Annotated in this window: 25 protein-coding genes; 14 read left to right on the top strand and 11 right to left on the bottom strand. The window is 62.1% G+C overall.

All coding sequences use genetic code 11. The features are described 5' to 3' along the window. Positions 1 to 193: 193 nt before the first annotated feature. The 12 genes from kynU (at position 194) to RBB16_RS00805 (ending at position 11,354) form a co-directional block, all read left to right on the top strand. Positions 194 to 1,387, top strand: coding sequence for a kynureninase (kynU, locus tag RBB16_RS00860; protein WP_306044311.1), 1,194 nt, complete (start codon positions 194 to 196; stop codon positions 1,385 to 1,387). Positions 1,388 to 1,508: 121 nt separating this feature from the next. Beyond that, positions 1,509 to 2,363 (top strand): ectoine/hydroxyectoine ABC transporter substrate-binding protein EhuB, encoded by an 855-nt coding sequence (gene ehuB, locus RBB16_RS00855; protein ID WP_306044310.1) that lies wholly within the window; start codon positions 1,509 to 1,511, stop codon positions 2,361 to 2,363. 68 nt (positions 2,364 to 2,431) lie between these two features. Beyond that, complete coding sequence (gene ehuC / locus RBB16_RS00850; protein WP_306044319.1) at positions 2,432 to 3,151, top strand: ectoine/hydroxyectoine ABC transporter permease subunit EhuC; 720 nt, start codon at positions 2,432 to 2,434, stop codon at positions 3,149 to 3,151. After that, positions 3,151 to 3,822: an ectoine/hydroxyectoine ABC transporter permease subunit EhuD gene (gene ehuD / locus RBB16_RS00845; protein ID WP_306044309.1), complete on the top strand. Its 672-nt coding sequence runs from the start codon at positions 3,151 to 3,153 to the stop codon at positions 3,820 to 3,822. Before ehuC ends, ehuD begins: the two co-directional genes overlap by 1 nt. Beyond that, entirely contained in the window at positions 3,812 to 4,588 is a 777-nt protein-coding gene (ehuA, locus tag RBB16_RS00840; protein WP_306044308.1) for an ectoine/hydroxyectoine ABC transporter ATP-binding protein EhuA, read from the top strand. The genes ehuD and ehuA overlap by 11 nt, the downstream gene beginning before the upstream one ends. Before the next feature lie 8 nt (positions 4,589 to 4,596). Continuing rightward, positions 4,597 to 5,328, top strand: a complete 732-nt coding sequence (locus tag RBB16_RS00835) for a GntR family transcriptional regulator (protein ID WP_306044307.1) — start codon at positions 4,597 to 4,599, stop codon at positions 5,326 to 5,328. Then, positions 5,325 to 6,311 (top strand): threonine/serine dehydratase, encoded by a 987-nt coding sequence (locus RBB16_RS00830; protein WP_306044306.1) that lies wholly within the window; start codon positions 5,325 to 5,327, stop codon positions 6,309 to 6,311. The genes RBB16_RS00835 and RBB16_RS00830 overlap by 4 nt, the downstream gene beginning before the upstream one ends. Continuing rightward, the gene (locus tag RBB16_RS00825; protein WP_306044305.1) at positions 6,308 to 7,171 is read left to right on the top strand and encodes an SDR family NAD(P)-dependent oxidoreductase; all 864 of its coding nucleotides are present in this window, start codon (positions 6,308 to 6,310) and stop codon (positions 7,169 to 7,171) included. Before RBB16_RS00830 ends, RBB16_RS00825 begins: the two co-directional genes overlap by 4 nt. Positions 7,172 to 7,180: 9 nt before the next feature. Further along, the gene (locus RBB16_RS00820; protein WP_306044304.1) at positions 7,181 to 8,311 is read left to right on the top strand and encodes a Xaa-Pro peptidase family protein; all 1,131 of its coding nucleotides are present in this window, start codon (positions 7,181 to 7,183) and stop codon (positions 8,309 to 8,311) included. A gap of 379 nt (positions 8,312 to 8,690) precedes the next feature. Next, positions 8,691 to 9,689: a tRNA dihydrouridine(20/20a) synthase DusA gene (dusA, locus tag RBB16_RS00815; protein WP_306044303.1), complete on the top strand. Its 999-nt coding sequence runs from the start codon at positions 8,691 to 8,693 to the stop codon at positions 9,687 to 9,689. A 61-nt stretch (positions 9,690 to 9,750) separates the two neighbouring features. After that, on the top strand, positions 9,751 to 10,575 hold the full coding sequence (locus tag RBB16_RS00810) for a sulfite exporter TauE/SafE family protein (RefSeq protein WP_306044302.1): 825 nt from the start codon (positions 9,751 to 9,753) through the stop codon (positions 10,573 to 10,575). Next, entirely contained in the window at positions 10,572 to 11,354 is a 783-nt protein-coding gene (locus RBB16_RS00805; protein ID WP_306044301.1) for a hypothetical protein, read from the top strand. Before RBB16_RS00810 ends, RBB16_RS00805 begins: the two co-directional genes overlap by 4 nt. Positions 11,355 to 11,423: 69 nt before the next feature. On the opposite strand, the gene RBB16_RS00800 is transcribed toward RBB16_RS00805, so the two are convergent. From RBB16_RS00800 to RBB16_RS00755, 10 genes are all read right to left on the bottom strand, one after another. Next, positions 11,424 to 12,731: a branched-chain amino acid ABC transporter permease gene (locus tag RBB16_RS00800; protein WP_306044300.1), complete on the bottom strand. Its 1,308-nt coding sequence runs from the start codon at positions 12,729 to 12,731 to the stop codon at positions 11,424 to 11,426. After that, positions 12,728 to 13,738, bottom strand: a complete 1,011-nt coding sequence (locus RBB16_RS00795) for a branched-chain amino acid ABC transporter permease (RefSeq protein WP_306044299.1) — start codon at positions 13,736 to 13,738, stop codon at positions 12,728 to 12,730. Before RBB16_RS00795 ends, RBB16_RS00800 begins: the two co-directional genes overlap by 4 nt. A gap of 1 nt (position 13,739) precedes the next feature. Further along, positions 13,740 to 14,108, bottom strand: coding sequence for a hypothetical protein (locus RBB16_RS00790; protein WP_306044298.1), 369 nt, complete (start codon positions 14,106 to 14,108; stop codon positions 13,740 to 13,742). After that, entirely contained in the window at positions 14,105 to 14,536 is a 432-nt protein-coding gene (locus tag RBB16_RS00785) for a hypothetical protein (RefSeq protein ID WP_306044297.1), read from the bottom strand. Before RBB16_RS00785 ends, RBB16_RS00790 begins: the two co-directional genes overlap by 4 nt. Further along, positions 14,537 to 14,920: a hypothetical protein gene (locus RBB16_RS00780; RefSeq protein ID WP_306044296.1), complete on the bottom strand. Its 384-nt coding sequence runs from the start codon at positions 14,918 to 14,920 to the stop codon at positions 14,537 to 14,539. Next, positions 14,917 to 15,318 carry a hypothetical protein gene (locus tag RBB16_RS00775; RefSeq protein ID WP_306044295.1) on the bottom strand — a complete coding sequence of 134 codons (402 nt, stop codon included), beginning with the start codon at positions 15,316 to 15,318 and terminating at the stop codon, positions 14,917 to 14,919. The genes RBB16_RS00780 and RBB16_RS00775 overlap by 4 nt, the downstream gene beginning before the upstream one ends. Before the next feature lie 2 nt (positions 15,319 to 15,320). Continuing rightward, positions 15,321 to 16,151 (bottom strand): ABC transporter ATP-binding protein, encoded by an 831-nt coding sequence (locus RBB16_RS00770; protein WP_306044318.1) that lies wholly within the window; start codon positions 16,149 to 16,151, stop codon positions 15,321 to 15,323. After that, positions 16,148 to 16,552: a hypothetical protein gene (locus tag RBB16_RS00765; protein ID WP_306044294.1), complete on the bottom strand. Its 405-nt coding sequence runs from the start codon at positions 16,550 to 16,552 to the stop codon at positions 16,148 to 16,150. Before RBB16_RS00765 ends, RBB16_RS00770 begins: the two co-directional genes overlap by 4 nt. Next, positions 16,549 to 17,331 (bottom strand): ABC transporter ATP-binding protein, encoded by a 783-nt coding sequence (locus RBB16_RS00760; protein WP_306044293.1) that lies wholly within the window; start codon positions 17,329 to 17,331, stop codon positions 16,549 to 16,551. The genes RBB16_RS00765 and RBB16_RS00760 overlap by 4 nt, the downstream gene beginning before the upstream one ends. An 84-nt stretch (positions 17,332 to 17,415) precedes the next feature. After that, positions 17,416 to 18,600: an ABC transporter substrate-binding protein gene (locus RBB16_RS00755; RefSeq protein ID WP_071690032.1), complete on the bottom strand. Its 1,185-nt coding sequence runs from the start codon at positions 18,598 to 18,600 to the stop codon at positions 17,416 to 17,418. A gap of 204 nt (positions 18,601 to 18,804) precedes the next feature. Here RBB16_RS00755 and RBB16_RS00750 point away from each other — a divergent pair, with 204 nt between their 5' ends. Next, on the top strand, positions 18,805 to 19,563 hold the full coding sequence (locus RBB16_RS00750) for an HpcH/HpaI aldolase/citrate lyase family protein (RefSeq protein WP_306044292.1): 759 nt from the start codon (positions 18,805 to 18,807) through the stop codon (positions 19,561 to 19,563). Further along, complete coding sequence (locus tag RBB16_RS00745) at positions 19,560 to 20,006, top strand: YaiI/YqxD family protein (RefSeq protein WP_306044291.1); 447 nt, start codon at positions 19,560 to 19,562, stop codon at positions 20,004 to 20,006. Before RBB16_RS00750 ends, RBB16_RS00745 begins: the two co-directional genes overlap by 4 nt. A gap of 256 nt (positions 20,007 to 20,262) precedes the next feature. Here RBB16_RS00745 and mazG read toward each other — a convergent pair whose 3' ends face one another. Further along, positions 20,263 to 21,072 (bottom strand): nucleoside triphosphate pyrophosphohydrolase, encoded by an 810-nt coding sequence (gene mazG, locus RBB16_RS00740; RefSeq protein WP_306044290.1) that lies wholly within the window; start codon positions 21,070 to 21,072, stop codon positions 20,263 to 20,265.

The following is a 21,072-nucleotide window of genomic DNA, read 5'->3' as shown; positions in this document are numbered from 1 at the left end:
GCTGTCCGCCTCCGTCGCAACAACACACCAGATGCTGAAATCACTGGGGCTGCGGGCCGAAGTCAAGAATTGCGGCCGATTGCTGTCAGGGGCTTACGCCTGACCGAATTGGCTTACCTCCGCTTACGCTGATCACCGACGACATATTCACGCGCGGATGAGTGCCGCCAACAATGGAAGGGGAGACAACAAGATGATCGACTTCTCGCAAACCAAGTCTCAATTTCATCTGCCGGAGGGCGTGATCTATCTTGATGGAAATTCGCTTGGACCCATGCCCAAGACGGCCGTCGACCGCGCTCGAGAGGTCATGGCTGGCGAATGGGCGGAACTTCTGATCCGCGGCTGGAACAAAGCGGATTGGTTCAATCTGCCAGGCAAGGTCGGTCGGCGGATCGAACCGCTCATTGGTGCCGCGCCGGGAACGGTGATGACCGGCGACACGTTGTCGATCAAGGTCTTTCAGGCCGTTTCAGCGGCATTGCAGATGCGTCCTGACCGTAAAGTCGTGCTGTCAGATACCGGCAATTTCCCGACCGATCTCTACATGGCAAACGGCCTGCTCGATCGGCTTGGACCAGAATACGAGCTGCGGGTGGTCGCGCCCGAACAGGTGGCGGACGCCATTGATAAGGATGTCGCGGCGGTCATGCTGACCCATGTGGATTACCGCACCGGACGGATGCACGACATGATGGACCTGACGAAGAGGAGCCATGATGCCGGTGCGGTTTCGATCTGGGATCTGGCGCATTCCGCGGGCGCGCTGCCGGTGGACATGGAGGCTTGCGGTGCCGAGTTCGCAACGGGGTGCACATACAAATACCTCAATGGGGGGCCGGGTGCGCCCGCATTCATCTATGCCCGCCCGGATATCGCGGACAGTATCGAGCCGATCCTGGCAGGATGGATGGGTCACGCCGCCCCATTCGACTTTGATCTCGACTACAGGCCGCAGATCGGCATTGAGCGTATGCGCGTCGGCACGCCTCCGATCATCCAGCTCGCGATCCTGGATGAAGCTCTCAGGGTTTGGGAGGGTCTGGATCTCCAAGCCCTGCGGGAACGCTCCGTGGCTTTGTGTGAGCAGTTCATAGAAGGCATCGAGGCGCGTTGCCCACAGCTTGATCTGATCAGTCCCAGATCGGCCGACAAGCGCGGTAGCCAGGTCGCATTCGCGTTTGAGCATGGATTTGCCGCGATGCAAGCGCTCGCAGCGCGTGGTGTGATCGGCGATTTCAGGGCGCCGGATGTCATGCGGTTTGGATTTACGCCGCTCTATATCGACTCAGACGATGTTGCGCAGGCGATTGATGTCATTGCGGATGTAGTGACGACGAAAGCCTATAGCGCGCCCGAATTTCAGGTTCGAGGATCAGTCACTTGATCTGTCAGCATATTACCTGATTGACAGAATCATATATAATTAGCTTAGATACATATCACAAATTATCGATCCCAGGGATTCGTGTAGGTCCCAACCGGGTTGAAAACACAGGGAGACCAAGATGGTTCAGCAATTCAAGATATCTACCACTGCCCGTGGCCTCGCGGCAGTCGTTGGACTGCTTCTGGCGACACCGGTCGTGGCGCAGACACTGGACGAAACCGCCGCAAGTGAAGGTGTGCGCGTGGCGTATTTCAACTATGCCCCGTTTGCCTATGTGGATGACGGTGGCGAAGTAATCGGAACGGACGTGGAAATCCTCGAAGCGGTTCTGGGCCAGATGGGCATCGAAGTCGCAGAAGCAGTCGCAACGGATTGGGGCGCGCTGATCCCCGGACTGAGGGCAGGTCGATATGACGTTGTTGCGGCCGGCATGTTCGTGACACCCGCGCGTTGCGCGGAGGTTGCGTTTTCCGAGCCGACCTTCGGCATCCGCGCCTCTCTGGTCGTGCCTGCAGGAAACCCGAACGGCATTACCAGCTACGAAGACATTCTCGAACAAGGGGCGACGCTCGCTGCCGTTGCGGGGACTGCGCAGGTGGCCGCCGCACTCGAAATGGGTATCTCTCGCGATAATGTCCAGGAATACCCCGATGCGCCAACCGCTCTGGCCGCCGTGCGGGCCGGTCGCGCGGATGCTTTCGGTGCCGACGCGCCGAGTGCACGCCAAATCATCGTCAACCAACCCGGCAACGATTTCGAGATGGTCGAACCCTTTGCGGAGATCGGTGGAAGATCGGCCGTGGATCACGGTGCCTTCGCTTTCCGACAGGAGGACCAGGCATTCGTGGATCGGCTCAACATTGCTATGAACGACTTCATCGGCAGCGCGGAATACGTCGCAATAAACGAAACTCACGGCATGACGGCGGATGAAGCCCCCGTGCTGAGTGTTTCCGAGCTTTGCGGCGGGTGATTTCCAGCCCCGGTCGGATCGATTGATCGTCCGACCGGGGCACTCCTCAACCAGAAGCGAGCCTCTTGATGCAACGCAGTCCAATAGTTGTTCTGGTTCCAATCGCCTTTCTGGTTGGGCTCTACTTCGCGGTGTTTTCGTCGGTTGCCGAGTTTCTACCGGCTCTGCTGAATGGGCTAACCGTAACGATCAAGGTGGCCGTTCCTTCGGTTCTGCTGGCCTATCTCATTTCCGTCGTTGCCGGCCTGGGCCGCTTGGCGCCAATTGGCCCGGTAAGGTGGGCATCGGCGATCTATATCGAGGTGTTCCGCGGCGTGAGCCTGCTGGTGATCCTGTTCTGGCTGTATTTCGTCCTGCCCGAATTTGGGCTGACAATGTCGGCCTATACGGCGGCGCTTCTGGGGATCAGCCTGAATGCTGGCGCCTATGGTGCCGAGATCGTGCGCGGTGCGGTTCAAGCCGTTCCAAAAGGCCAGTATGAGGCCTGCACCACACTTAATTACCCTGTTTGGCACAAATACACCCGCATCATTCTGCCGCAGGCGCTGGTGATCGCGGTGCCGGCAATGACGAACATGACAATCGAGCTGCTCAAAGGAACGGCGCTGGTTTCGGCAGTGACGCTCGTCGATCTGACGGCTGCCGGAGTGCGGCAGAACCAAATGACCTATCGCACCGTCGAAATCTTCTCGGTCCTCGCACTTATCTACTTCTGCCTTGCTCAGGTCGTCCGTTTCTCAGGTGTGCGGATCGAGCAGTTCTTCAACCGTCACTTGGGAGCAGATTAATGGATTGGCGTTGGGATTTCACATTCGACACCGTTCTGCCTCGCATCCTGCCGGGTCTTTGGGTCACGGTGGAGGTCACCTTCCTGTCATTCATCCTGACGCTTGTGCTGGGACTGGTCCTGATGCTGGCGCGGCGCTCTCGGAGCCGGATCATCTCCTTCGCCGCGGGTGAATTCATCGAGTTCATGCGGGGGATGCCGTTATTGGTGGTCATCTTCTTCCTTTTCTTCCTGCTGCCTGAAGTGAACATCTACCTCGCCCCGTTCTGGACCGGCGTGCTTGCCATGGGGATCTACAACGCGGCACCTGCGGCAGAGATCATGCGCGGGGGATTGCAGGCGGTTCCCAAGGGCCAATGGGAGGCGGCGCATGCACTGAACTACTCGACCTACCGGACCTGGCGGAACGTCATCCTTCCGCAGGCGATCGGGCCGGTCGTGCCGGGCCTGGGCAATCTGCTGATCCTGGCATTCAAGGAAACGCCGCTTTTGTCCTTCGTCGCAGTGCCGGAGATGCCGGATGCAGCCAGACGCATCGCGTCCGAAACCTATCGATTTACCGAACCGCTTACAGTGGTGGGGATCCTGTTTCTGATCCTCAGCCTGGCCTCGGCTTTGCTGATCCGGCTTGTCGAACGACACATGCTTACGGAGAACCGCTATGCCAAATGAGAAGATTCGCTTCGAAGGGGTGACCAAGCGATATGGCGCTTTGACCGTTCTGGACAAGCTGGACCTTTCGATTAACGAAGGCGAAGTCGTGACGATTATCGGGCCTTCCGGGTCTGGTAAGACGACGGTGTTGCGCTGCCTGATGACGTTGGAGTCCATCGAGGACGGCGTAATCCGCATCGACGGCGAGCCGCTGAACATGATGGAGCGCGATGGCACATTGGTGCCTGCCTCAACGGGACATCTTCGCAAGATGCGCCGGAAGCTTGGAATGGTGTTTCAGAGCTTCAACCTGTTTCCGCACCTGACTGTATTGCAGAACTGTGCCGAACCGCCGGTGCTGGCATTGGGGGTCAAGCGAGACGAGGCGCGCAAGCGCGCGCAAGAGTTGCTGGAGATGGTGGGGATGAGCGACAAGCACGCGCATTATCCCGCACAATTGTCAGGCGGGCAGCAGCAACGCGTGGCCATTGCGCGCACTCTGGCAATGCAGCCTGACATCCTGGTGTTCGACGAACCCACCTCGGCGCTCGATCCCGAAACCATCGAAGAGGTCACCTCAGTGATCCGGGCGCTCGCTGTCAAGCACAGCTATACAATGCTAATGGTCACACATCAGATTGACTTTGCTCACGATATATCTGACCGGATTTGTTTCTTTGACAAAGGCAGGATTGTCGAGCAGGGGCCACCCGCCGCGGTCATTGATGCCCCGTCAGAGGCCCGTACACAGCAGTTCCTGAGCAAGGTCGCCCAAGCACGATAGGACCCGTGATGACAAACACAGAACCTCTCCCTAAATCGGAAATCGCCTATCTGCGTGTGAAGCAGGACATTCTCAGTGGACGATTGTCCGATGATTCCCCACTGCGCATCGACGCATTGAAGACGAGCTATGACGTAGGTGTCACGCCGATCCGGGAAGCACTCGCCCGGCTTGAGGCCGAAGGCTTTGTCACGCTGCATCATAATCGCGGCTACTACACCACACGCCTGAGCATGGAAGATTTCGAAGACCTTGTTTTTTCCCGGTCGGTGATCGAGGTCGAGCTCTTGCGGCGCTCTATCGAACGCGGTGGTGAGGATTGGGAAGTCGACCTGATCTCGGCCCATCGCAGGCTGGCCAATTGTCAGCTTGACTTGCGGCAACCGGATCTGGCCGATCTTGAGCAATGGGAAAAGCGGCACATCGCGTTTCACATGGCCTTGGTGGGCGCTGCGGGGTCAAAGCACCTTCTGGCCTTCTATCGGCGCATCTACGATCACTTTCGGCGCCATCAAAAGGCTTTTGTGCTGTTGCCGTCGGCGAACCGGGCCGGTCAGGGTGACAGCGAGGCGCTGCGGGCCATCGAAGAGCTGGAAAAGCGGATGTCCATCGAGGAGCATACCGGCCTGATGGACGCGGCGTTGTCGCGTGATGTGGATAAGGCCGTCCGCCTTCTTCGGGAACACTCCAGCCTTTCGCCGGCAGAACTCGACGTACCTTACTTTGTTAGGTCGAAATGACGACGGAAAAGGAAAACCGATCATCCGTCCGTATCCCGAGCCTGGCTGATATAGAGACTGCCGCAAAGCGGATCGCACCGCATGTAGATGTAAGCCCGGTGATGGAGCTGCCTCTCAACCTTCCGGGAAAGCGGATTTTCGTAAAGGATGAGGGCCGCAACCTTGCCGGTGCGTTCAAGCTTCGCGGTGCGCTGAATGCGGTTCTGTCGCGACCGCGCGAACAGATCGCGGGCGGCGTCTGCACAGTCAGTTCCGGCAACATGGCCTATGCAATCGCGATTGCCGCCCGCATCGCCGAAGTGCCTATGGCCGCCTACATGTATGGCCATGCTCCGAAGTCCAAGATCGCCGGCGTCCGCGCGAATGGTGGCGAGGTTCGCGTCGTAAGCGACGAGGTCTATTGGTCCTATGCGCTTGGCCACGATGTTCCGGACACGGCTGAGGACTTCATCTATCCGGTGACCGATCAGGCGGTCATCAACGGGCACGCCTCGATCGGGCTTGAGATCGCGCGGCAACTGCCCGAGGTGGACGTGGTGCTGACGCCCTACGGCGCTGGAGGGCTGACCACCGGCACCGCCAGCGCGCTGCACCGTCTGGGACATAAGGCAGAGGTCGTCGCGGTAGAGGCGTCGGTCGCCACACCCGTCACCGCTGCCCTGGCAGCCGGGCATCCGGTGGAGGTCGAAATGCAGCGCTCTTTCGTCAAGGCGATCGGCGGCCCGACTGTCATCGAAGGGGTCTGGACCGCCACGCGACAAATGGTGCATCGCGCAAGCGTGGTTTCGCTGGATCAGACCGTCGCTGCGATGCGGCTTCTGTTTGACGAGGCAAAGATCGTGACAGAAGGCGCTGCGGCAACCGCACTTGCCGCAGCAATCCATGACCAATCATTGAAAGGTACGATTCTGTGCGTTCTCAGTGGTCGTAACATCGACGCCGCCGACTATGCGACCGTCTTGCAAGGAGGAACCCCGGAATGAACAGAGTAGCCGCGACCGATGATTTGCGAGCTGTCGTTCACGACCCGTCCCTGGTTGGAAAGGTTGCGCTGGTGAGTGGCGGACTGGGCGGTGTCGGGCGTGAGACGGTCAAGACAATGGCGGCCCACGGCATTCGCGTCATTCTGACATATGCCGATGGTTTCGAAGCGCCGGAAGATGCCCGGTCCTTTGCTGACAGCATCGACGGAGACGTGCACGCCCTTGCCCTGAACCTCATGGAGCGCGGCTCGATCGAGCGCTGCATGAAGGACGCATTCGATATCTTCGGGCAGGTTGATATCCTTGTGAACAACGCCGCCGTCGGTTCGGCAACAGTAACGGCCTATGGTGAAACACCGGGTGAGCAGGATCGAGCGATGCTGATGATCAATGCCGACGGGACACTGGGCATGGTGCAGGCATTTCTTGGCGAGCGTGCTGCCCGAAAGATCGACGCCCCGTGCAAGATCATCAATCTCAGTTCGGTCGGCGGCGGCACAACCCAGATCCCTGGCTTCCGCCTGTCCGATGGCATGAGCAAATCCGCCATTGCGTTCCTGACCCGGGCCCTCGCGGCAGAGCATGTGCATGACGGCGTCGACGTGTTTGCGATCAGCCCGGGGGCCATCAATACCCGGATGCTCCGCGCCAGCACATTGGACAGGATGGGCGATGACGAACGCCGTCGCTACATCGAAAGAATGCCCAAAGGACGCCTGATCGAACCCTCTGAAATTGCGGCCATTATCGTCTTCCTTTCCTCCCGGTATTCCACGGCGCTGCATGGCAGCGTCATCGACGCATCGATGGGATTGGGCGTTCGTCCCGGCCTTGCGTCGGAACCGGCCCCCGCCGGTTAGCGCGAAAAGATGCATACCGACCGTATCAACGCTGCGCTGCGCGCCGTCGAAAGCCTCGAGCTGGATGCGGCTATCCTTTTCGACCCCGCTGCGCAGTTCTATTTCATCGGGCATGATTCATTTGCTGGTGTGAACACGCCTCAGGCCCTGATCCTGTCGCCCCATCTGCCGCGCCCACGCGTCGTTATCTGGGCGGCCGATGCCCCGATGTTGCCGGAAGGCGGCGCTGGCCTGGACATCCGGCCCTATCACTTCGGAATTGACAGTCCCGCGGATGCGCTTGCCGACGTTCTTGCGCAGCATCTCCCCAAGAATGCGCGGTTTGGCTGGGATGCCCAATCGGCGGCGCTGAACCATGCGCTTGCCTCCGAAATCATCGCGGCATGCGGCACAGGACTGGACGACATCTCGGGTCCAATAGCCAGATTGCGCGCATTCAAGACGCCGCAGGAGATTGCCCTCATGCGGAACGCCGGCAGGATGGCTGAACAGGGCCTTCAGGCTTTTCGTCAGTCGGCGCGCGCGGGCGTGACGGAACATCGCGTTGCCAGCGACATCGAGGCGGCATTGCGCCAGGCGGGGTCGGACTATTGGGCGGTGCCCGTTGAGATGGCCTCGGGCGATCGCGCCCATCATGTGCATGGAACACCTTCCGAGCGTGTGCTGGAAGACGGCGATCTTGTCCATGTTGAATTCGGCGCGGTTCACAACCGGTATCACGCAGTGGGCATACAGACCCTGTCTGTCGGTGAACCCTCTTCGCAGGCAAGTTGGTACTATGATATCGCGCGCCGATGCCTTTTGGCCGGGCTGACACATGCACGCCCTGGCATGTCCGCCGCCGAGATCGAAGCCCCCGCCCTCGACATTCTTCGCGCCGAAGGGTTGCCGGATACATTCGCGATGCGGTTCGGCTACAGCGTTGGCATCGGGTACCCGCCAACCTGGCTGGAACCATTCGGGATCACGCGCACAAACAAGGAACCCGTGCAGGAGGGGATGACCTTCGTGATGCACGCCTGCTTATTGGATGCGGACCAAGCCATAGGCGTGTTGGTGGGAGGCACATATGCCATGACAGACAAGGGGTTTGTGCAATTGGCGGGAGCAGGGGACTGTGAGTTGTTTCATGCGCGATAGCCACGTAGCTCTGAGGCGCTTGCGAAAAACAACTCGATCCAGAATTCCATGCTGATGGCCAACCTGTTCCTACAAGAATAACGCCCAAGAAACATCCGCGGAGAAACGTAGAATGGCTCGTCGACTAAAGACTTCCTGGGTGTCGGTATTCGCCGCAAGATTCAATGACCGTCCGCTCCCTTGACCGTCGGCGACGAGGATCACCCAAGTTTGAAACACGATTGGTGCGGTCGTCACACGTGGGATAGGAGCCTGACCCGTCCAAGAGCTGCCGAATGCCTGTCCTTTTACGGGGCAGGGTGGCGGCATGTCTCATGTGTGCGTATGGTGTGCACCATTGTTCCATCCTAAGTGCTGGCGGAACCAAGGAGATCGTTGAATGGCTTCAAACGCAGCCACCGAGGCCGCACGCCTGTCCGTTGCCCCGATGATGGATTGGACGGATCGCCATTGCCGGTGTGTCCACCGGCTGATGTCGTCTCATGCGTTGCTCTATACCGAGATGGTCACGGCCCCTGCGGTGATCCACGGGGACCGGGATCGGTTGCTGGGGTTCAGCACGCCGGAACATCCCGTCGCGCTTCAGCTTGGCGGCTCCTTCCCCGCGCAACTGGCCGAGGCGACGCGGATCGCGGCGGGGTACGGCTATGATGAGATCAACCTCAATGTCGGCTGTCCCTCGGATCGGGTGCAGTCGGGCAGCTTCGGGGCGATCCTCATGGAACAGCCCGCGCTGGTGGCGGATTGCGTGGCGGCGATGATCGCGGCCAGCCCGGTGGAGGTCACGGTGAAATGCCGGATCGGGGTGGATGATCAGGTGCCGGAGCAGGTGCTGCCGGACTTCCTGCGCATCGTGTCCGAGGCCGGGGTCAGCCGCTTCACCATCCACGCGCGCAAGGCCTGGTTGCAGGGGCTCAGCCCCAAGGAAAACCGCGATATCCCGCCGCTCGACTATCCGCTGGTGCACCGGATGAAGGCGGACTTCCCGCATCTGCACCTGTCGATCAATGGCGGCATCACCACGCTGGACGAGGCCGAAGAGCATCTGGACAAGGGCATGGACGGGGTCATGATCGGCCGCGCGGCCTATCACACCCCGGCCGATGTGCTGCTGGAGGCCGACCAGCGGATTTTCGGCGCCACGACCCCGTCCAAGACCGCCCATCAGATCGCCGAGGAGATGCTGCCCTATATCGAGGCGCATCTGGCGGCGGGCGGGCGGCTCAACCAGATCACCCGGCACATGCTGGGATTGTTTGCAGGCCGCCCCGGCGCGCGCCACTGGAAACGCATCCTGTCGGAACGGGCGCATCGGGACGGGGCGGGGCCGGAGGTTGTTCAGGCCGCGCTGGACGCCATCAGCCAGTTCGCCGCCTGAGCCCGCTTCCCATTCCCCGCCCGCTCTGCTTAAGTCGCGCCAAACCGCGAAAGGACACGCAATGGCCGAGTTCACCCAATACCTGCCGCTTCTGGGGCTGATCCTGCTGATCGGCGGATTTGCCGGGATCGTGGCGGGGCTGTTGGGCGTGGGCGGCGGCATCGTTCTGGTCCCGGCCTTCTTCTTTGCCTTCTCTTCGCTTGGCTACACCACGCCGGAGCTGATGCAGATCTGTCTGGCGACCTCTCTGGCGACCATCGTGGTGACATCTGTGCGTTCGGTCATGGCCCATAACCGCAAGGGCGCGGTCGATTGGGAGATCCTGAAAAGCTGGGGTCCGGGGATCGCCATCGGCGCGGCGCTTGGGGTTGCTGCGGCGTCCGGCCTCAGGAACGAGGTGCTGATGGGCATCTTCGGGGTGCTGGGGCTGTGCGTCGGGCTCTACCTGGCGTTTGGCAAGCCCGATTGGCGGCTTGGGGATGAGATGCCCGGCGGTGCTGCGCGGGCCGTGGTTTCGCCTGCGCTTGGCTTTCTGTCGGTCCTGATGGGGATCGGCGGGGGCAGCTTCGGCGTGCCGCTGATGACGCTTTACGGGCGGCCGATTCACCGGGCGGTGGCAACGGCGGCCGGTTTTGGCGTGATCATCGCGGTGCCCTCGGTTCTGGGCTTTCTGTTCATCGGCGGCGGCACCGAGGGGCGCCCGCCCTACACGGTCGGTCAGGTCAACCTGATTGCCTTCGTCGTGATCGTGGCGATGACGATGATCACCACGCCCTGGGGGGTGAAGCTGGCCCACGCAATGGACCCCAAGCCGCTGAAGCGGGTCTTTGCGGTGTTCATCATGATCATGGCGGTGAACATGCTGCGCAAGGCGCTTGGGTTTTGAGCTGGCTTGCCGACGGGTATCAGGTCTTCGGGCCCGACCCGGAGGTGTTGGAGTGGCTGAAGACCGCAGGGCCGGCGGCGCTGGCGGCGGCATCCGATCCGGGGCGTCGGGCCGATTGGCTGCGCCATGGTGGCACGTGGTTTGCCGGTGTGAACGTGCTGGACAATGATGGGGACGGACGTGTGGCCGGGGGAGCGGCCCTTGGGGGCGCGGCGTTGAGGGCGGCTCAGGCCATGAGCGGGGTACTACCTCTGGACAAGGGGCAGGTCTCGGTCACCTATCCCGGCTATCCTCGGCAGGATGCAGGCGAAAGCGACGCCAATCACCGCTACCGCAAGACCCGCGATGCGGCGCATCTTGACGGGCTCTTGCCGGTGGGGCCGGATCGTCGCCGGATGTTGAAAGAGCCCCATGGCTGGATCCTCGGCCTGCCCGTGACCGATTGCGGGGCAGGGGCCGCGCCGCTGGTGGTTTGGAAGGGAAGCCATGAGGTCATGCGCGCCCGGTTGGAAGCGGTGTTCGCGCGGCACCCTGAGGAGGAGTGGCCGGACGTGGACCTGACAGACGCCTATCACGCCGCGCGCCGAGAGGTGTTCGAGACCTGCGAGCGCATCGAACTGCCTGCCCGCCCCGGTGAGGCGACGCTGCTGCACCGGCTGGTCCTGCACGGGGTCGCCCCGTGGCGGGAGGGGGCGGAGGCCCCGCCTGAGGGCCGTGCCATCGTCTATTTCCGTCCGCATCTGCCGGGCGGTGTGGCCGACTGGCTGCACCTGCCCTGACCACAGGCGCGGGGAAGGCGCTTCGAAGCGCCTTGAAAGGGCCTTTGAAGGCCCTTCCACCGCCCGGCATCAGCGTTCGGGAATCAACCCCCTCGGGTTGAAGCGCAGCATCAGCAGCAGGAACAGCCCCATGGTCAGCAACCGCATATGCGCGGCAGAGTCGATCAGGTGCTGACGCAGCCCGCTATCTTCCGCCATGCCCATAGTGACCGTCTGCATCATCCACAGGCCAATGGGTTCCACCATGATCCACAGCCACCAGATCAGGAAGCCGCCCAGAACCGCACCCCAGTTGTTCCCCGATCCGCCCACGATCACCATCAACCAAATGAGGAAGGTGAAGCGCAGCGGGTTATAGGTGCCGGGCACCAGCTGGCCATCCAGCGTGGTCATCATCGCACCGGCCACGCCACAGACGGCAGAACCGATGATGAAGATCTGCAGATGCCGCTTGGTCACGTCCTTGCCCATGGCCTCGGACGACACCTCATTGTCGCGGATCGCGCGCATCATCCGGCCCCAGGGCGATTTCAGCGCCATTTCCGACATCCAGATGAGCAGCAGCAGCACGGCGGCAAAGAGCCCCGCGTAGCAGAGCTTCACCACCACGGAAGACGCGGTCACCGGGTCGGCCCCGAAGCGGTCGGTCAGCGACAGGAACCAATCGGCGGCCTGCAATTCGACCTCGTAGGGCACCGGCCGGGGCAGGCCGGTCACGTTCTTGACGCCACGCGCCAGCCAGTCCTCGTTCTTCAGAACCGCAAGGATGATCTCGGCAATCCCGAGCGTCGCAATCGCCAGGTAGTCCGACCGCAGACCAAGCGCGGTCTTGCCCACGATCCAGGCCGCCCCCGCCGCGAACAGCCCGCCCACGGGCCAGGCCAGGATCACCGGCAGGCCAAGCCCGCCCAGATAGCCGGTCAGGGCCGGATCGACCGCCTCGATGGCGTCACGCGCGGGGTCGAAAATGGCGCGGTAGATCATGAAGCCCCCGATCAGCACCGCCAGCATCACCACCACGCGCAACAGCCCCGCTGGCATCTTCTTGTAGATCATCACGGCGGCAACGATCGACGCGGCCCCGGCGGCCAGTGCCAGCAGGATGCGCGGCCCGCCCGCCGACCAGGCCTCTGGCACCGGGGGCATCGACACCAGCACGGCGGCCAGCCCGCCAAGCGCGGTGAAGCCCAGGATACCGACGTTAAAGAGCCCCGCGTAGCCCCATTGCATGTTCACCCCAAGCGCCATGATGGCCGAAATCAGCCCCATGTTGAGGATCGTCAGCGTGGTGTTCCACGACTGCATGAACCCGGTCCCGATGAACAGCAGCGCCACCAGACCGAACAGCAGGATATTCTTGGTGTTGATCTGCGTCATATCGATTTCCCCTTGAAGAGGCCCGTGGGCTTGAACAGCAGCACAATCAGCAGGATCGCGAAGCTGACAGCGAATTTATAGTCGGTGGACAGCAGTTGCAGCAGCCCCTCCGGCTCCCAGCTTTCCGGCACCAGGTGGTTGACGACGCGGCGGAAGGCATAGGTCACGGTGATCTCGGAAAAGGCGATCACGAAGCCGCCCGCGATGGCGCCAAGCGGGTTGCCAAGCCCGCCGACGATGGCAGACGCAAAGATCGGCAGCAGCAGCTGGAAATAGGTGAAGGGCTTGAAGCTTTTGTCGAGCCCGTAAAGCACCCCCGCCGTGGTCGCCAGAGCGGCGACGATGATCCATGTCACCAGCACCACCTTTTCGGGGTTGATGCCCGACAGCAGCGCCAGATCCTCATTGTCGGAAAAGGCGCGCATGGATTTGCCGGTACGGGTCTTGTTGAGGAACCAGAACAGCAGGATCACGCAGATCAGCGCCACCACGACGGTGATCCCCTGGCTGGTGCGGATGGCCAGACCCTCGTCGAGACCCGTCAGGGTGCGGAAGTTGCGGGCCGAGATGATGAACCGCTCGCCATCGGCAAAGCGCTGGTCATCCACCCCGATGATGAAGCGCACCAGCCCGTTCATGATGAACATGACCCCGAGCGAGGCGATCACGTAGATCACCGGCTTGGCCTTCTGCTGGCGATAGAACTTGTAGACCACCTTGTCGGTGCCAATCAGCAGCAGGGACGTGGCTGCGATGCCAATGGGCAGCGCCAGCAGCGCCGTGGGCAGCGGCCCGAGAGAGACGCCCGCGCCCTGCAAGGCCCAGGTCACAAGGATCGTCACCATGGCCCCGAAGGCCATCGTGTCGCCATGGGCGAAGTTCGAGAACCTGAGGATCCCGTAAATAAGCGTCACGCCAAGCGCGCCAAGCGCCAGCTGCGCGCCATAGGCGGTGGCTGGTACGATGACGAAATTGGCCAGGACGACAATGGCGTTCAGGAAGTCCAAGTCATGTCTCCTCGCAGATGCCGAAATAGGTGATGGCGGGGCTGCCGGGGTTGGCCGGGTGACGGCTGCGCAGGGCAGTGCCATCGGCATGGATGGTGATCAGGTCGCTTTCCGCGCCGGGCGCGGTGGTGGCGATTGTAAACGGAGAGCTGTCCGCCTCCGACAGGCTCAGGGCGGGCAGGGCGTCGGCATCGGCCTCCAGAAAGGCCATCGCGCCCTCTTCGGAGACCCCGATCTCGATCTCTATCGCGGCTGGCACGCAGTCCCCCGCGGCCTCGCAGGCCACGGTGAAAGCGCAGCTATAGCCGGTTTCGGCCATGGCCGGGGCTGCCGCCAGAAGGCACAGGGATATGAGCGGCAGATGCCTCACTCAGCCGCCTCCGCGCTGTCCACGTCTTCGCACAGGCCAAAGCCCGTGACCGAGCGGGGCCGCGCCTGAGGCTGGTGCAGGGTCACGACCACATGGCCGCTATCGGCGATGCTGACCATCTGGACCGCCTGCGTTTCGTGATTGGCGAAGATCAGACTGCGCAGGCGGGTGGGTTCCAGCGATCCTTCCGGCGCGAGGATATCGGCGGCCAGTTCGTAATCCGAGGGCAGGTCTTCCTCCCACAGAACCCGCCAACTGCCATCTTCCTGCTCGGTGATGTGGATCTCCTGCCCCCAGTCCTGGCACGGGTTCGACTCGATGCAGATCACCGCCATGTTGCAGACGCGCTCGATGGCGACATGCTGCGCCATGGCGGGCAGCGGGATCAGGAAAGGCAGGGCGGCTGCAAGGCCACGGCGGATCATCATCTATTGAACCTCACATTGTCCGTAAGCGGTCTGCTGACGCGGGCCATGGCCGGGCTGATAATATTGGCGGATATGAATGGCCTCGCCGGTGTCGAAGACGGTCAGCGCCTCGCGGTCGGCATGTCCAAGGGTGATGAAGGTGCGGGTCATGGCATCTTCCGGGGTCACGTCGCGCACCGGTGCGCTGATCCCGTCATAGCTGAACCAGAGCCCTTCCTCGTGGTCGATCGGGGCCACTTCCAGGGTGAAGGTTTCGGGCGTGCAGTCACCAGCGCCGCATTGCGTGGTGAACAGGCAGAACAATCCACCTTCCTGCGCCGCGACCGCGCCGCCCTGCGCCGTTGCCAGCGCCAGCCCCCCGATAATGCCCCCGATCCGTGTCACTTACCGTCGCCACCCGCGGTACCGGTCGTCTCTTGGCAGGTGCCGTTCAGCCGGTAGTGGATCAGGTTGTCGCCAAGCGCCATGTTGCCGGTATAGATGATCCGGCCCGCGTCGGTGATGGTGCCCAGTTCGACCCCCGCCGAATTCGAGAAGAAGAAATGCATCGCGCCGTCGCTTTCATAGACGGTGCCGTCGAAGAAATTGCCTTCGCGCTGCTCCATCTCGCCCACGCCGGTGGTGGCGTTGAGGGTGAAGTTGTAGGGGATGTCCTCCGCCACGCAGCCGCCGCCATTTTGCCGGCAGGCCTCGTTCATCGTGCATTGAAAGGTGCGGTCCTGCGCCAGCGCGGGGGTCGCGAGAAGGGTGGCCAGGGTGGCCGCAGTCAAAGCGTATTTCATGATTAACCTCCGAGAAATGATTTGCGAACTTCCGGGTCGGCCAAAAGTGCCTTGCCGGTATCAGTATAGGCGTTTCGGCCCTGAACGAGCACATAGCCTTTATCTGCAATTTCAAGCGCTTGCCGGGCGTTCTGTTCCACCATCAAGATGGAAATCCCGGTGCGCGCGACCTCGATAATCCGGTCAAATAGTTCATCCATGACGATCGGGGACACGCCCGCCGTCGGTTCATCCAGCATCAACAGCTTCGGCTTCGTCATCAGCGCCCGGCCCACGGCCACCTGCTGTCGCTGACCGCCCGAAAGCTCGCCCGCCGGTTGCAGGCGCTTTTCCTTCAGGATCGGGAAGAGGTCATAGACCTGCTCCATCGTGCCCCGGAAATCGTCGGTGCGGATGAAGGCGCCCATTTCAAGGTTTTCCTCGACGGTCATCGAGGTGAAGATGTTCGAGGTCTGGGGCACGAAGCCCATCCCCTTGGCCACGCGGGCCTGCGGTGTCAGCTTGGTGATATCCTCGCCATCCAGCACCACGCGGCCCTGGCGCAGGTTCAGCATCCCGAAAACGGCCTTCATGCCGGTGGATTTGCCCGCGCCGTTGGGGCCGACGATGACGGCGATCTCACCCTTTTCCACGGCAATCGTGCAGTCATGCAGAATATCCGCGCCCTTGCCATAGCCGCCGGTCATGTTCTCGCCAATGAGGAAGGGCTGTCCCGCCGCCGGGCTGGTTTTTGTGCCGAGCCCTTCTGCCGGGGTCAGCGTGCCGATCCCGTCGGGATTGCCAATCGAGCGGTCCTTGTTACCGCGATCGTCCTGATAGGGGTTTTGGGTCATCGCCATCCCTCATATCCGCAGCGCCCATTGTTCTGGGATGCATGTATTTCTCCGCCCACATATGTATGTCGGCTATAAACAGCGTCTCCGCCCTCAAGCACCGTTGTGAAATCTCCGACACCATTCGGCAGGATAGAATAGAAGGTCATCACACCGTTGCCATGTTGATCTTCTCCTTCAATCGCATGGACAACCTCATCGTGGTCATATGCCATGTGGTCGAATGGAACGGCTGTCTGCGTCTGCGAAGAATACTCCATCGAAAATCGGATTCTCTGACATCCGTCGCTACCTTCACAGGCTATGAGAAACTCACAATGGAAAGGAATTGTCTGAGCCTCGGTTAAATGGGGCAACGAGATTCCGGCAGCGATGGCAACTAGCCCTCTGATGATACTCATGCCTCTACCTTGTCCTTGTTCTTCAGGCCGGTGCCCAAGTAAGCCTCGATCACCTGCTCATTGGCCTTGATCTCATCCAATGTGCCTTCCGCCAGCACCTTGCCCTCGGCCATGCAGATGACCGGGTTGCAGATCTTGCCGATGAAATCCATGTCGTGCTCGATGACGACGAAGGTATAGCCGCGTTCCTCGTTCAGCCGTTTGATGGCGTCGGCGATGGTGTAAAGCAGCGTCCGGTTCACGCCCGCGCCGACCTCGTCCAGGAAGACGATCTTGGCGTCGACCATCATCGTGCGGCCCAGTTCCAGCAGTTTCTTCTGCCCGCCGGACACCTCGCCCGCTTTCAGGTCGGCGATATGGGAAATCGTCAGGAATTCAAGCACTTCGTCGGCCTTGGCCCGCAGGGCGCGTTCCTCCTCCGCGATCCGCTTGCGCCCGAACCAGGTGTTCCACAGGCTTTCCCCCGACTGCCCGCCCGGAACCATCATGAGGTTTTCCCGGCAGGTCATCGAACTGAATTCATGGGCGATCTGGAAGGTGCGCAAGAGCCCCTTGTGAAACAGCTCATGCGGGGCGAGGCCGGTGATATCTTCACCATCCATTTCCACCCGGCCCGATGTGGGCTCCAGCACCCCCGCGATCACGTTAAAGAGCGTGGTCTTGCCCGCACCGTTGGGGCCGATCAGCCCGGTGATGGAGCCCGGCGCGATGGACAGGCTGGCCCCGTCCACGGCATGGAAGCCGCCGAAATGCTTGTGCAGGTCATGAACGGTGATCATGCGTGAAGGCTCACTTTCCCCAATGTCTTAAACGAACAGCCCGGCGATGACCGGGCTGTTCTGTGTCATGCAATCGCGATCGGATCAGCGATACTGCGCGGTGACGATCTCACCACCCTGGATCTCGATTTCACGGTAGTTGCCTGCCGATTCACCGGGTCCGATCAGTTCCACCGCGGTCGCGCCTTCATAGTCCACGTCACCGCCAGCGGCGATGATCTCCAGCGCGCGCCCCAGTTCACCCGGCTGGATGACTTCACCGGGGGCGTTGGCGATATCCATGATGTGACCGGCATAGTCGCCCGGCGCGGAAGAGCCCGCCGCCGCCATCGCCATCATCATCAGCGCAGCCGCGTCATAGCTTTCGGCCGCGAAGGGCGAGGTGCCGTCAAAGCCCGCTTCCGAGGCCATGCCCTGGAAGATCGCCGCGCCGTCCGAGTCGGTGCCCGGATGCTGGCCGAAGGACCCGTCGATGTCGGACCCGAAATTGTCGACCAGCGCCTGGCTGACCATCCCGTCGGGGAACACGAAGGTGTCAAACGCACCGGAATCGAGCGCCGCCTGGATGATGCCGGAGCCACCCTGGTCCACATAGCCCGCCACGACCAGCGCAGCCCCACCGGCAGATGCCAGTGCGCCGACTTCCGCGGCATAGTCCGCGCGGCCATCTTCATGGGCGGCCACGAGGGTCACGGTGCCCCCGGCTTCGGCAAAGGCAGCGGCAAAGCTGTCCGCCAGGCCCAGGCCATAGTCGTTGTTGGTATAGGTCACGGCGACCTCGTCGATGCCGCGATCCATCAGCACTTCGGCCATCACCACACCCTGACGCGCGTCAGAGGGGGCGGTGCGGAAGAACAACCCGTTGTCTTCCACGGCAGACAGCGCCGGAGAGGTGGCGGAGGGCGAAATCATCACCATGCCATTGGCCAGGGCCACGTTCGACAGGATCGAGGTGGTCACACCGGAACAGTCCGCGCCGACGATGCCCGACACGCCATCGGCGGTGATCAGACGTTCGGCAGCGGCCTGCGCGGCGGCGGAGTCGATACAGGTGGAGTCCGCGCGCACCGACACGAAGGTGCTGCCATCCATGATACCGCCCGCGGCGTTCACTTCGGCCATCGCCAGTTCCGCGCCGGCCGCCATGTTGGGGGTCAGCGATTCGATTGGGCCGGTGAAGCCAAGGATGACGCCGATGCTGATTTCGTCGGCAGCGGCCGCACCAGCAAGAACTGCGGTGGCCGCAGAGGCCAGCAGAAGCTTCTTCATGATTGTCTCCCTATTGGACAAATTATTCTTGTGAGGGCAGGTTATGACGGGTTCCGCAAATTGAAAAGGGCCGAAATGGACCCTTTCAGCCTGCCAACCGATATTTTTTGTCAGAAAAGGCAAAGCGGCTGAAACCGGCTTTCAAATCGGGTGTTTTTCCTACAGGTTCGCCGCATACAGCCTTTCAGACCAAGGACCATGCCCATGCCCGCCCCCAGGAACAGGTTGAAATCGGATCTCGCCGCCGGGCGGCTTTGCAAGGGGATCTGGCTGAACCTCGGCTCGCCGCTGGTGGCAGAGCTGGCCGGGAACAGCGGTTTCGACTGGTGCCTCATTGACGGTGAACACGGGCCCTGGGACCCGACCGCGATCCGCGCGCAGCTGATGGCGCTGGCGGCAACACCCGCGCAGGCGGTGGTCCGGGTGCCGGTGGCCGAGGACTGGGTGATCAAACAGGCGCTCGATCTGGGGGTGCAGACGCTGCTGGTGCCCATGGTCGACAGCGCCGAGGAAGCCGCCGCCGTGGTCCGCGCCTGCCGCTACCCGCCTCAGGGTTTGCGCGGGCAGGGCGCGCTCGTCGCCCGTGCCACCGGCTTCAACGCGATTGCCGATTACACCACCAATGCCAATGACGAGATCTGCATTCTGGTGCAGGCCGAAAGCCGCGCCGCGCTGGTCGATCTTGACCGGATCGCCGCTGTTGAGGGCGTTGACGGCGTCTTCATCGGCCCCGCCGATCTCGCCGCCGATATGGGCCACCGCGACGATCCCGGCCATCCAGATGTGCAGGCGGCCATTGCGGCGGCCATCCCGCGCATCCGCGCGGCGGGCAAGGCCGCGGGCATAATTCTCGGCACGCCCGAGGCGCGTGCGACGGCGGTGGCGCAAGGCGTCAACTTCCTGGGGCTTGGCAGTGAAGCGACACTGCTCACCGATGCGCTCCGCGCGCTGGCCGCGGAATGATCCTCGTCGATGCCGATGCCTGCCCGGTCAAGCAGGAGGCCATTCGCGTGGCGCTGCGCCACGGGCAGGTCATTGTCTTCATCGCCAATCAGGGCCTGCGCCTGCCGGATCATCCGCTGATCAAACAGTTCACCGTCGCGGACGGGTTCGACGCCGCCGACGATGCCATCGCTGAAACGGCTGGCCCCGGCCACCTGGTGATCACCGCCGATATCCTGCTGGCCGAACGCTGCCTGAAAGCCGGGGCAGAGGTGATGGACCCAAAGGGCCGTGCCTTCACCAAGGACAGCATCGGCAGCCAGATCGCCACCCGCGCCATCATGGCCGATCTGCGCGCGGGTCTCGATGGTCAGGGGATCGGCGGTCAGAAACCCTTCTCGAAGACCGACCGCAGCCGCTTCCTCGACGCGATGGAAACCACGCTGAGACGGCTCAAAGCCTGACCTCTTTCATCTTGGCAAAAATACCTCCGCCGGAGGCATCCTGTCCCCGCCACACGGACAGTCGTCCTCGCTGCAAATCCCCCTTCCCACAGGTCCGTGGCAACGCGGGCCGACGAGGCCTCCCGCGCAAGCGGGGGGTTGAGGAGGGCCGCTCTCCGGTCGACGCCGGCAGGCGGCGAAATCGCCGTTTCGTCTGCACGGGGGGTGTACAGGGGGTGTACGGGGGGTGCACGCATGGCGACGGGCCGAATCGGGGTCAAAGCCCCGCCGCCTTCGCCGCGTCCCACAGCGCGTCCATCTCCTCCAGATCGCTCTCCGAGGGCTGCGTTCCCCGCGCCTCCAGCTCCCGTTCGATGAAGTGAAAGCGCCGCACGAACTTCGCGTTCGCATTGCGCAGGGCGGTCTCCGGATCGACCTTCAGATGCCGCGCCAGATTGGCCATGACAAAGAGCAGATCACCCATTTCCTCGGCGATCTTCTCCTGCGGCAATGCCTCCCGCGCTTCTGCCAGTTCGCGGGCTTCTTCGGCAATCTTGTCAACCACATGCCCGATATGCGGCCAGTCGAACCCGACCCTTGCGGCACGTTTTTGCAGCTTCTCGGCGCGCATCAGGGCAGGCAGCCCGATCGCCACGTCATCCAGCACACCGCCCCGCGCTTTCGCCGCCCGTTCCGCCGCCTTGATCGTTTCCCAATCCTGCGTCTGCTGTTCCGCCGATTTCTCCCGCGGCTGGTCGCCAAACACATGCGGATGGCGGGCAACCATCTTGTCCGACATCGTGTCGGCCACGTCCTGAAACGAAAATAACCCTTTCTCTTCCGCCATTTGCGCGTGAAAGACAGATTGGAACAACAGGTCGCCCAACTCGCCCTTCAGCTCGCCCCAGGACTCGCGTTCGATGGCGTCGGCGACCTCATAGGCCTCTTCGATCGTGTAGGGCGCGATGGTGGCGAAATCCTGCTCGATATCCCAGGGACAGCCTGTATCGGGGTCGCGCAACCGGCGCATGATTTCCAGCAGGCGGGGCATGCCGCCATGGGGGTCATTGATCAGCGCGTCATCCAT

This window comes from Nioella sp. MMSF_3534, assembly GCF_030732985.1.
Lineage (GTDB): Bacteria > Pseudomonadota > Alphaproteobacteria > Rhodobacterales > Rhodobacteraceae > Nioella.
Note: the sequence above shows the minus strand (reverse complement) of the source record. Positions and strands in the feature narration are given on the sequence as shown.

What these genes read in the sequence shown, in the direction of transcription:
- kynU (WP_306044311.1), top strand. Translation starts at nt 194, where the DNA reads ATGATCGACTTCTCGCAAACCAAGTCTCAATTTCATCTGCCGGAGGGC.
- ehuB (WP_306044310.1), top strand. Translation starts at nt 1,509, where the DNA reads ATGGTTCAGCAATTCAAGATATCTACCACTGCCCGTGGCCTCGCGGCA.
- ehuC (WP_306044319.1), top strand. Translation starts at nt 2,432, where the DNA reads ATGCAACGCAGTCCAATAGTTGTTCTGGTTCCAATCGCCTTTCTGGTT.
- ehuD (WP_306044309.1), top strand. Translation starts at nt 3,151, where the DNA reads ATGGATTGGCGTTGGGATTTCACATTCGACACCGTTCTGCCTCGCATC.
- ehuA (WP_306044308.1), top strand. Translation starts at nt 3,812, where the DNA reads ATGCCAAATGAGAAGATTCGCTTCGAAGGGGTGACCAAGCGATATGGC.
- RBB16_RS00835 (WP_306044307.1), top strand. Translation starts at nt 4,597, where the DNA reads ATGACAAACACAGAACCTCTCCCTAAATCGGAAATCGCCTATCTGCGT.
- RBB16_RS00830 (WP_306044306.1), top strand. Translation starts at nt 5,325, where the DNA reads ATGACGACGGAAAAGGAAAACCGATCATCCGTCCGTATCCCGAGCCTG.
- RBB16_RS00825 (WP_306044305.1), top strand. Translation starts at nt 6,308, where the DNA reads ATGAACAGAGTAGCCGCGACCGATGATTTGCGAGCTGTCGTTCACGAC.
- RBB16_RS00820 (WP_306044304.1), top strand. Translation starts at nt 7,181, where the DNA reads ATGCATACCGACCGTATCAACGCTGCGCTGCGCGCCGTCGAAAGCCTC.
- dusA (WP_306044303.1), top strand. Translation starts at nt 8,691, where the DNA reads ATGGCTTCAAACGCAGCCACCGAGGCCGCACGCCTGTCCGTTGCCCCG.
- RBB16_RS00810 (WP_306044302.1), top strand. Translation starts at nt 9,751, where the DNA reads ATGGCCGAGTTCACCCAATACCTGCCGCTTCTGGGGCTGATCCTGCTG.
- RBB16_RS00800 (WP_306044300.1), bottom strand. Translation starts at nt 12,731, where the DNA reads ATGACGCAGATCAACACCAAGAATATCCTGCTGTTCGGTCTGGTGGCG.
- RBB16_RS00785 (WP_306044297.1), bottom strand. Translation starts at nt 14,536, where the DNA reads ATGATGATCCGCCGTGGCCTTGCAGCCGCCCTGCCTTTCCTGATCCCG.
- RBB16_RS00775 (WP_306044295.1), bottom strand. Translation starts at nt 15,318, where the DNA reads ATGAAATACGCTTTGACTGCGGCCACCCTGGCCACCCTTCTCGCGACC.
- RBB16_RS00770 (WP_306044318.1), bottom strand. Translation starts at nt 16,151, where the DNA reads ATGACCCAAAACCCCTATCAGGACGATCGCGGTAACAAGGACCGCTCG.
- RBB16_RS00765 (WP_306044294.1), bottom strand. Translation starts at nt 16,552, where the DNA reads ATGAGTATCATCAGAGGGCTAGTTGCCATCGCTGCCGGAATCTCGTTG.
- RBB16_RS00760 (WP_306044293.1), bottom strand. Translation starts at nt 17,331, where the DNA reads ATGATCACCGTTCATGACCTGCACAAGCATTTCGGCGGCTTCCATGCC.
- RBB16_RS00755 (WP_071690032.1), bottom strand. Translation starts at nt 18,600, where the DNA reads ATGAAGAAGCTTCTGCTGGCCTCTGCGGCCACCGCAGTTCTTGCTGGT.
- RBB16_RS00750 (WP_306044292.1), top strand. Translation starts at nt 18,805, where the DNA reads ATGCCCGCCCCCAGGAACAGGTTGAAATCGGATCTCGCCGCCGGGCGG.
- RBB16_RS00745 (WP_306044291.1), top strand. Translation starts at nt 19,560, where the DNA reads ATGATCCTCGTCGATGCCGATGCCTGCCCGGTCAAGCAGGAGGCCATT.
- mazG (WP_306044290.1), bottom strand. Translation starts at nt 21,072, where the DNA reads ATGGATGACGCGCTGATCAATGACCCCCATGGCGGCATGCCCCGCCTG.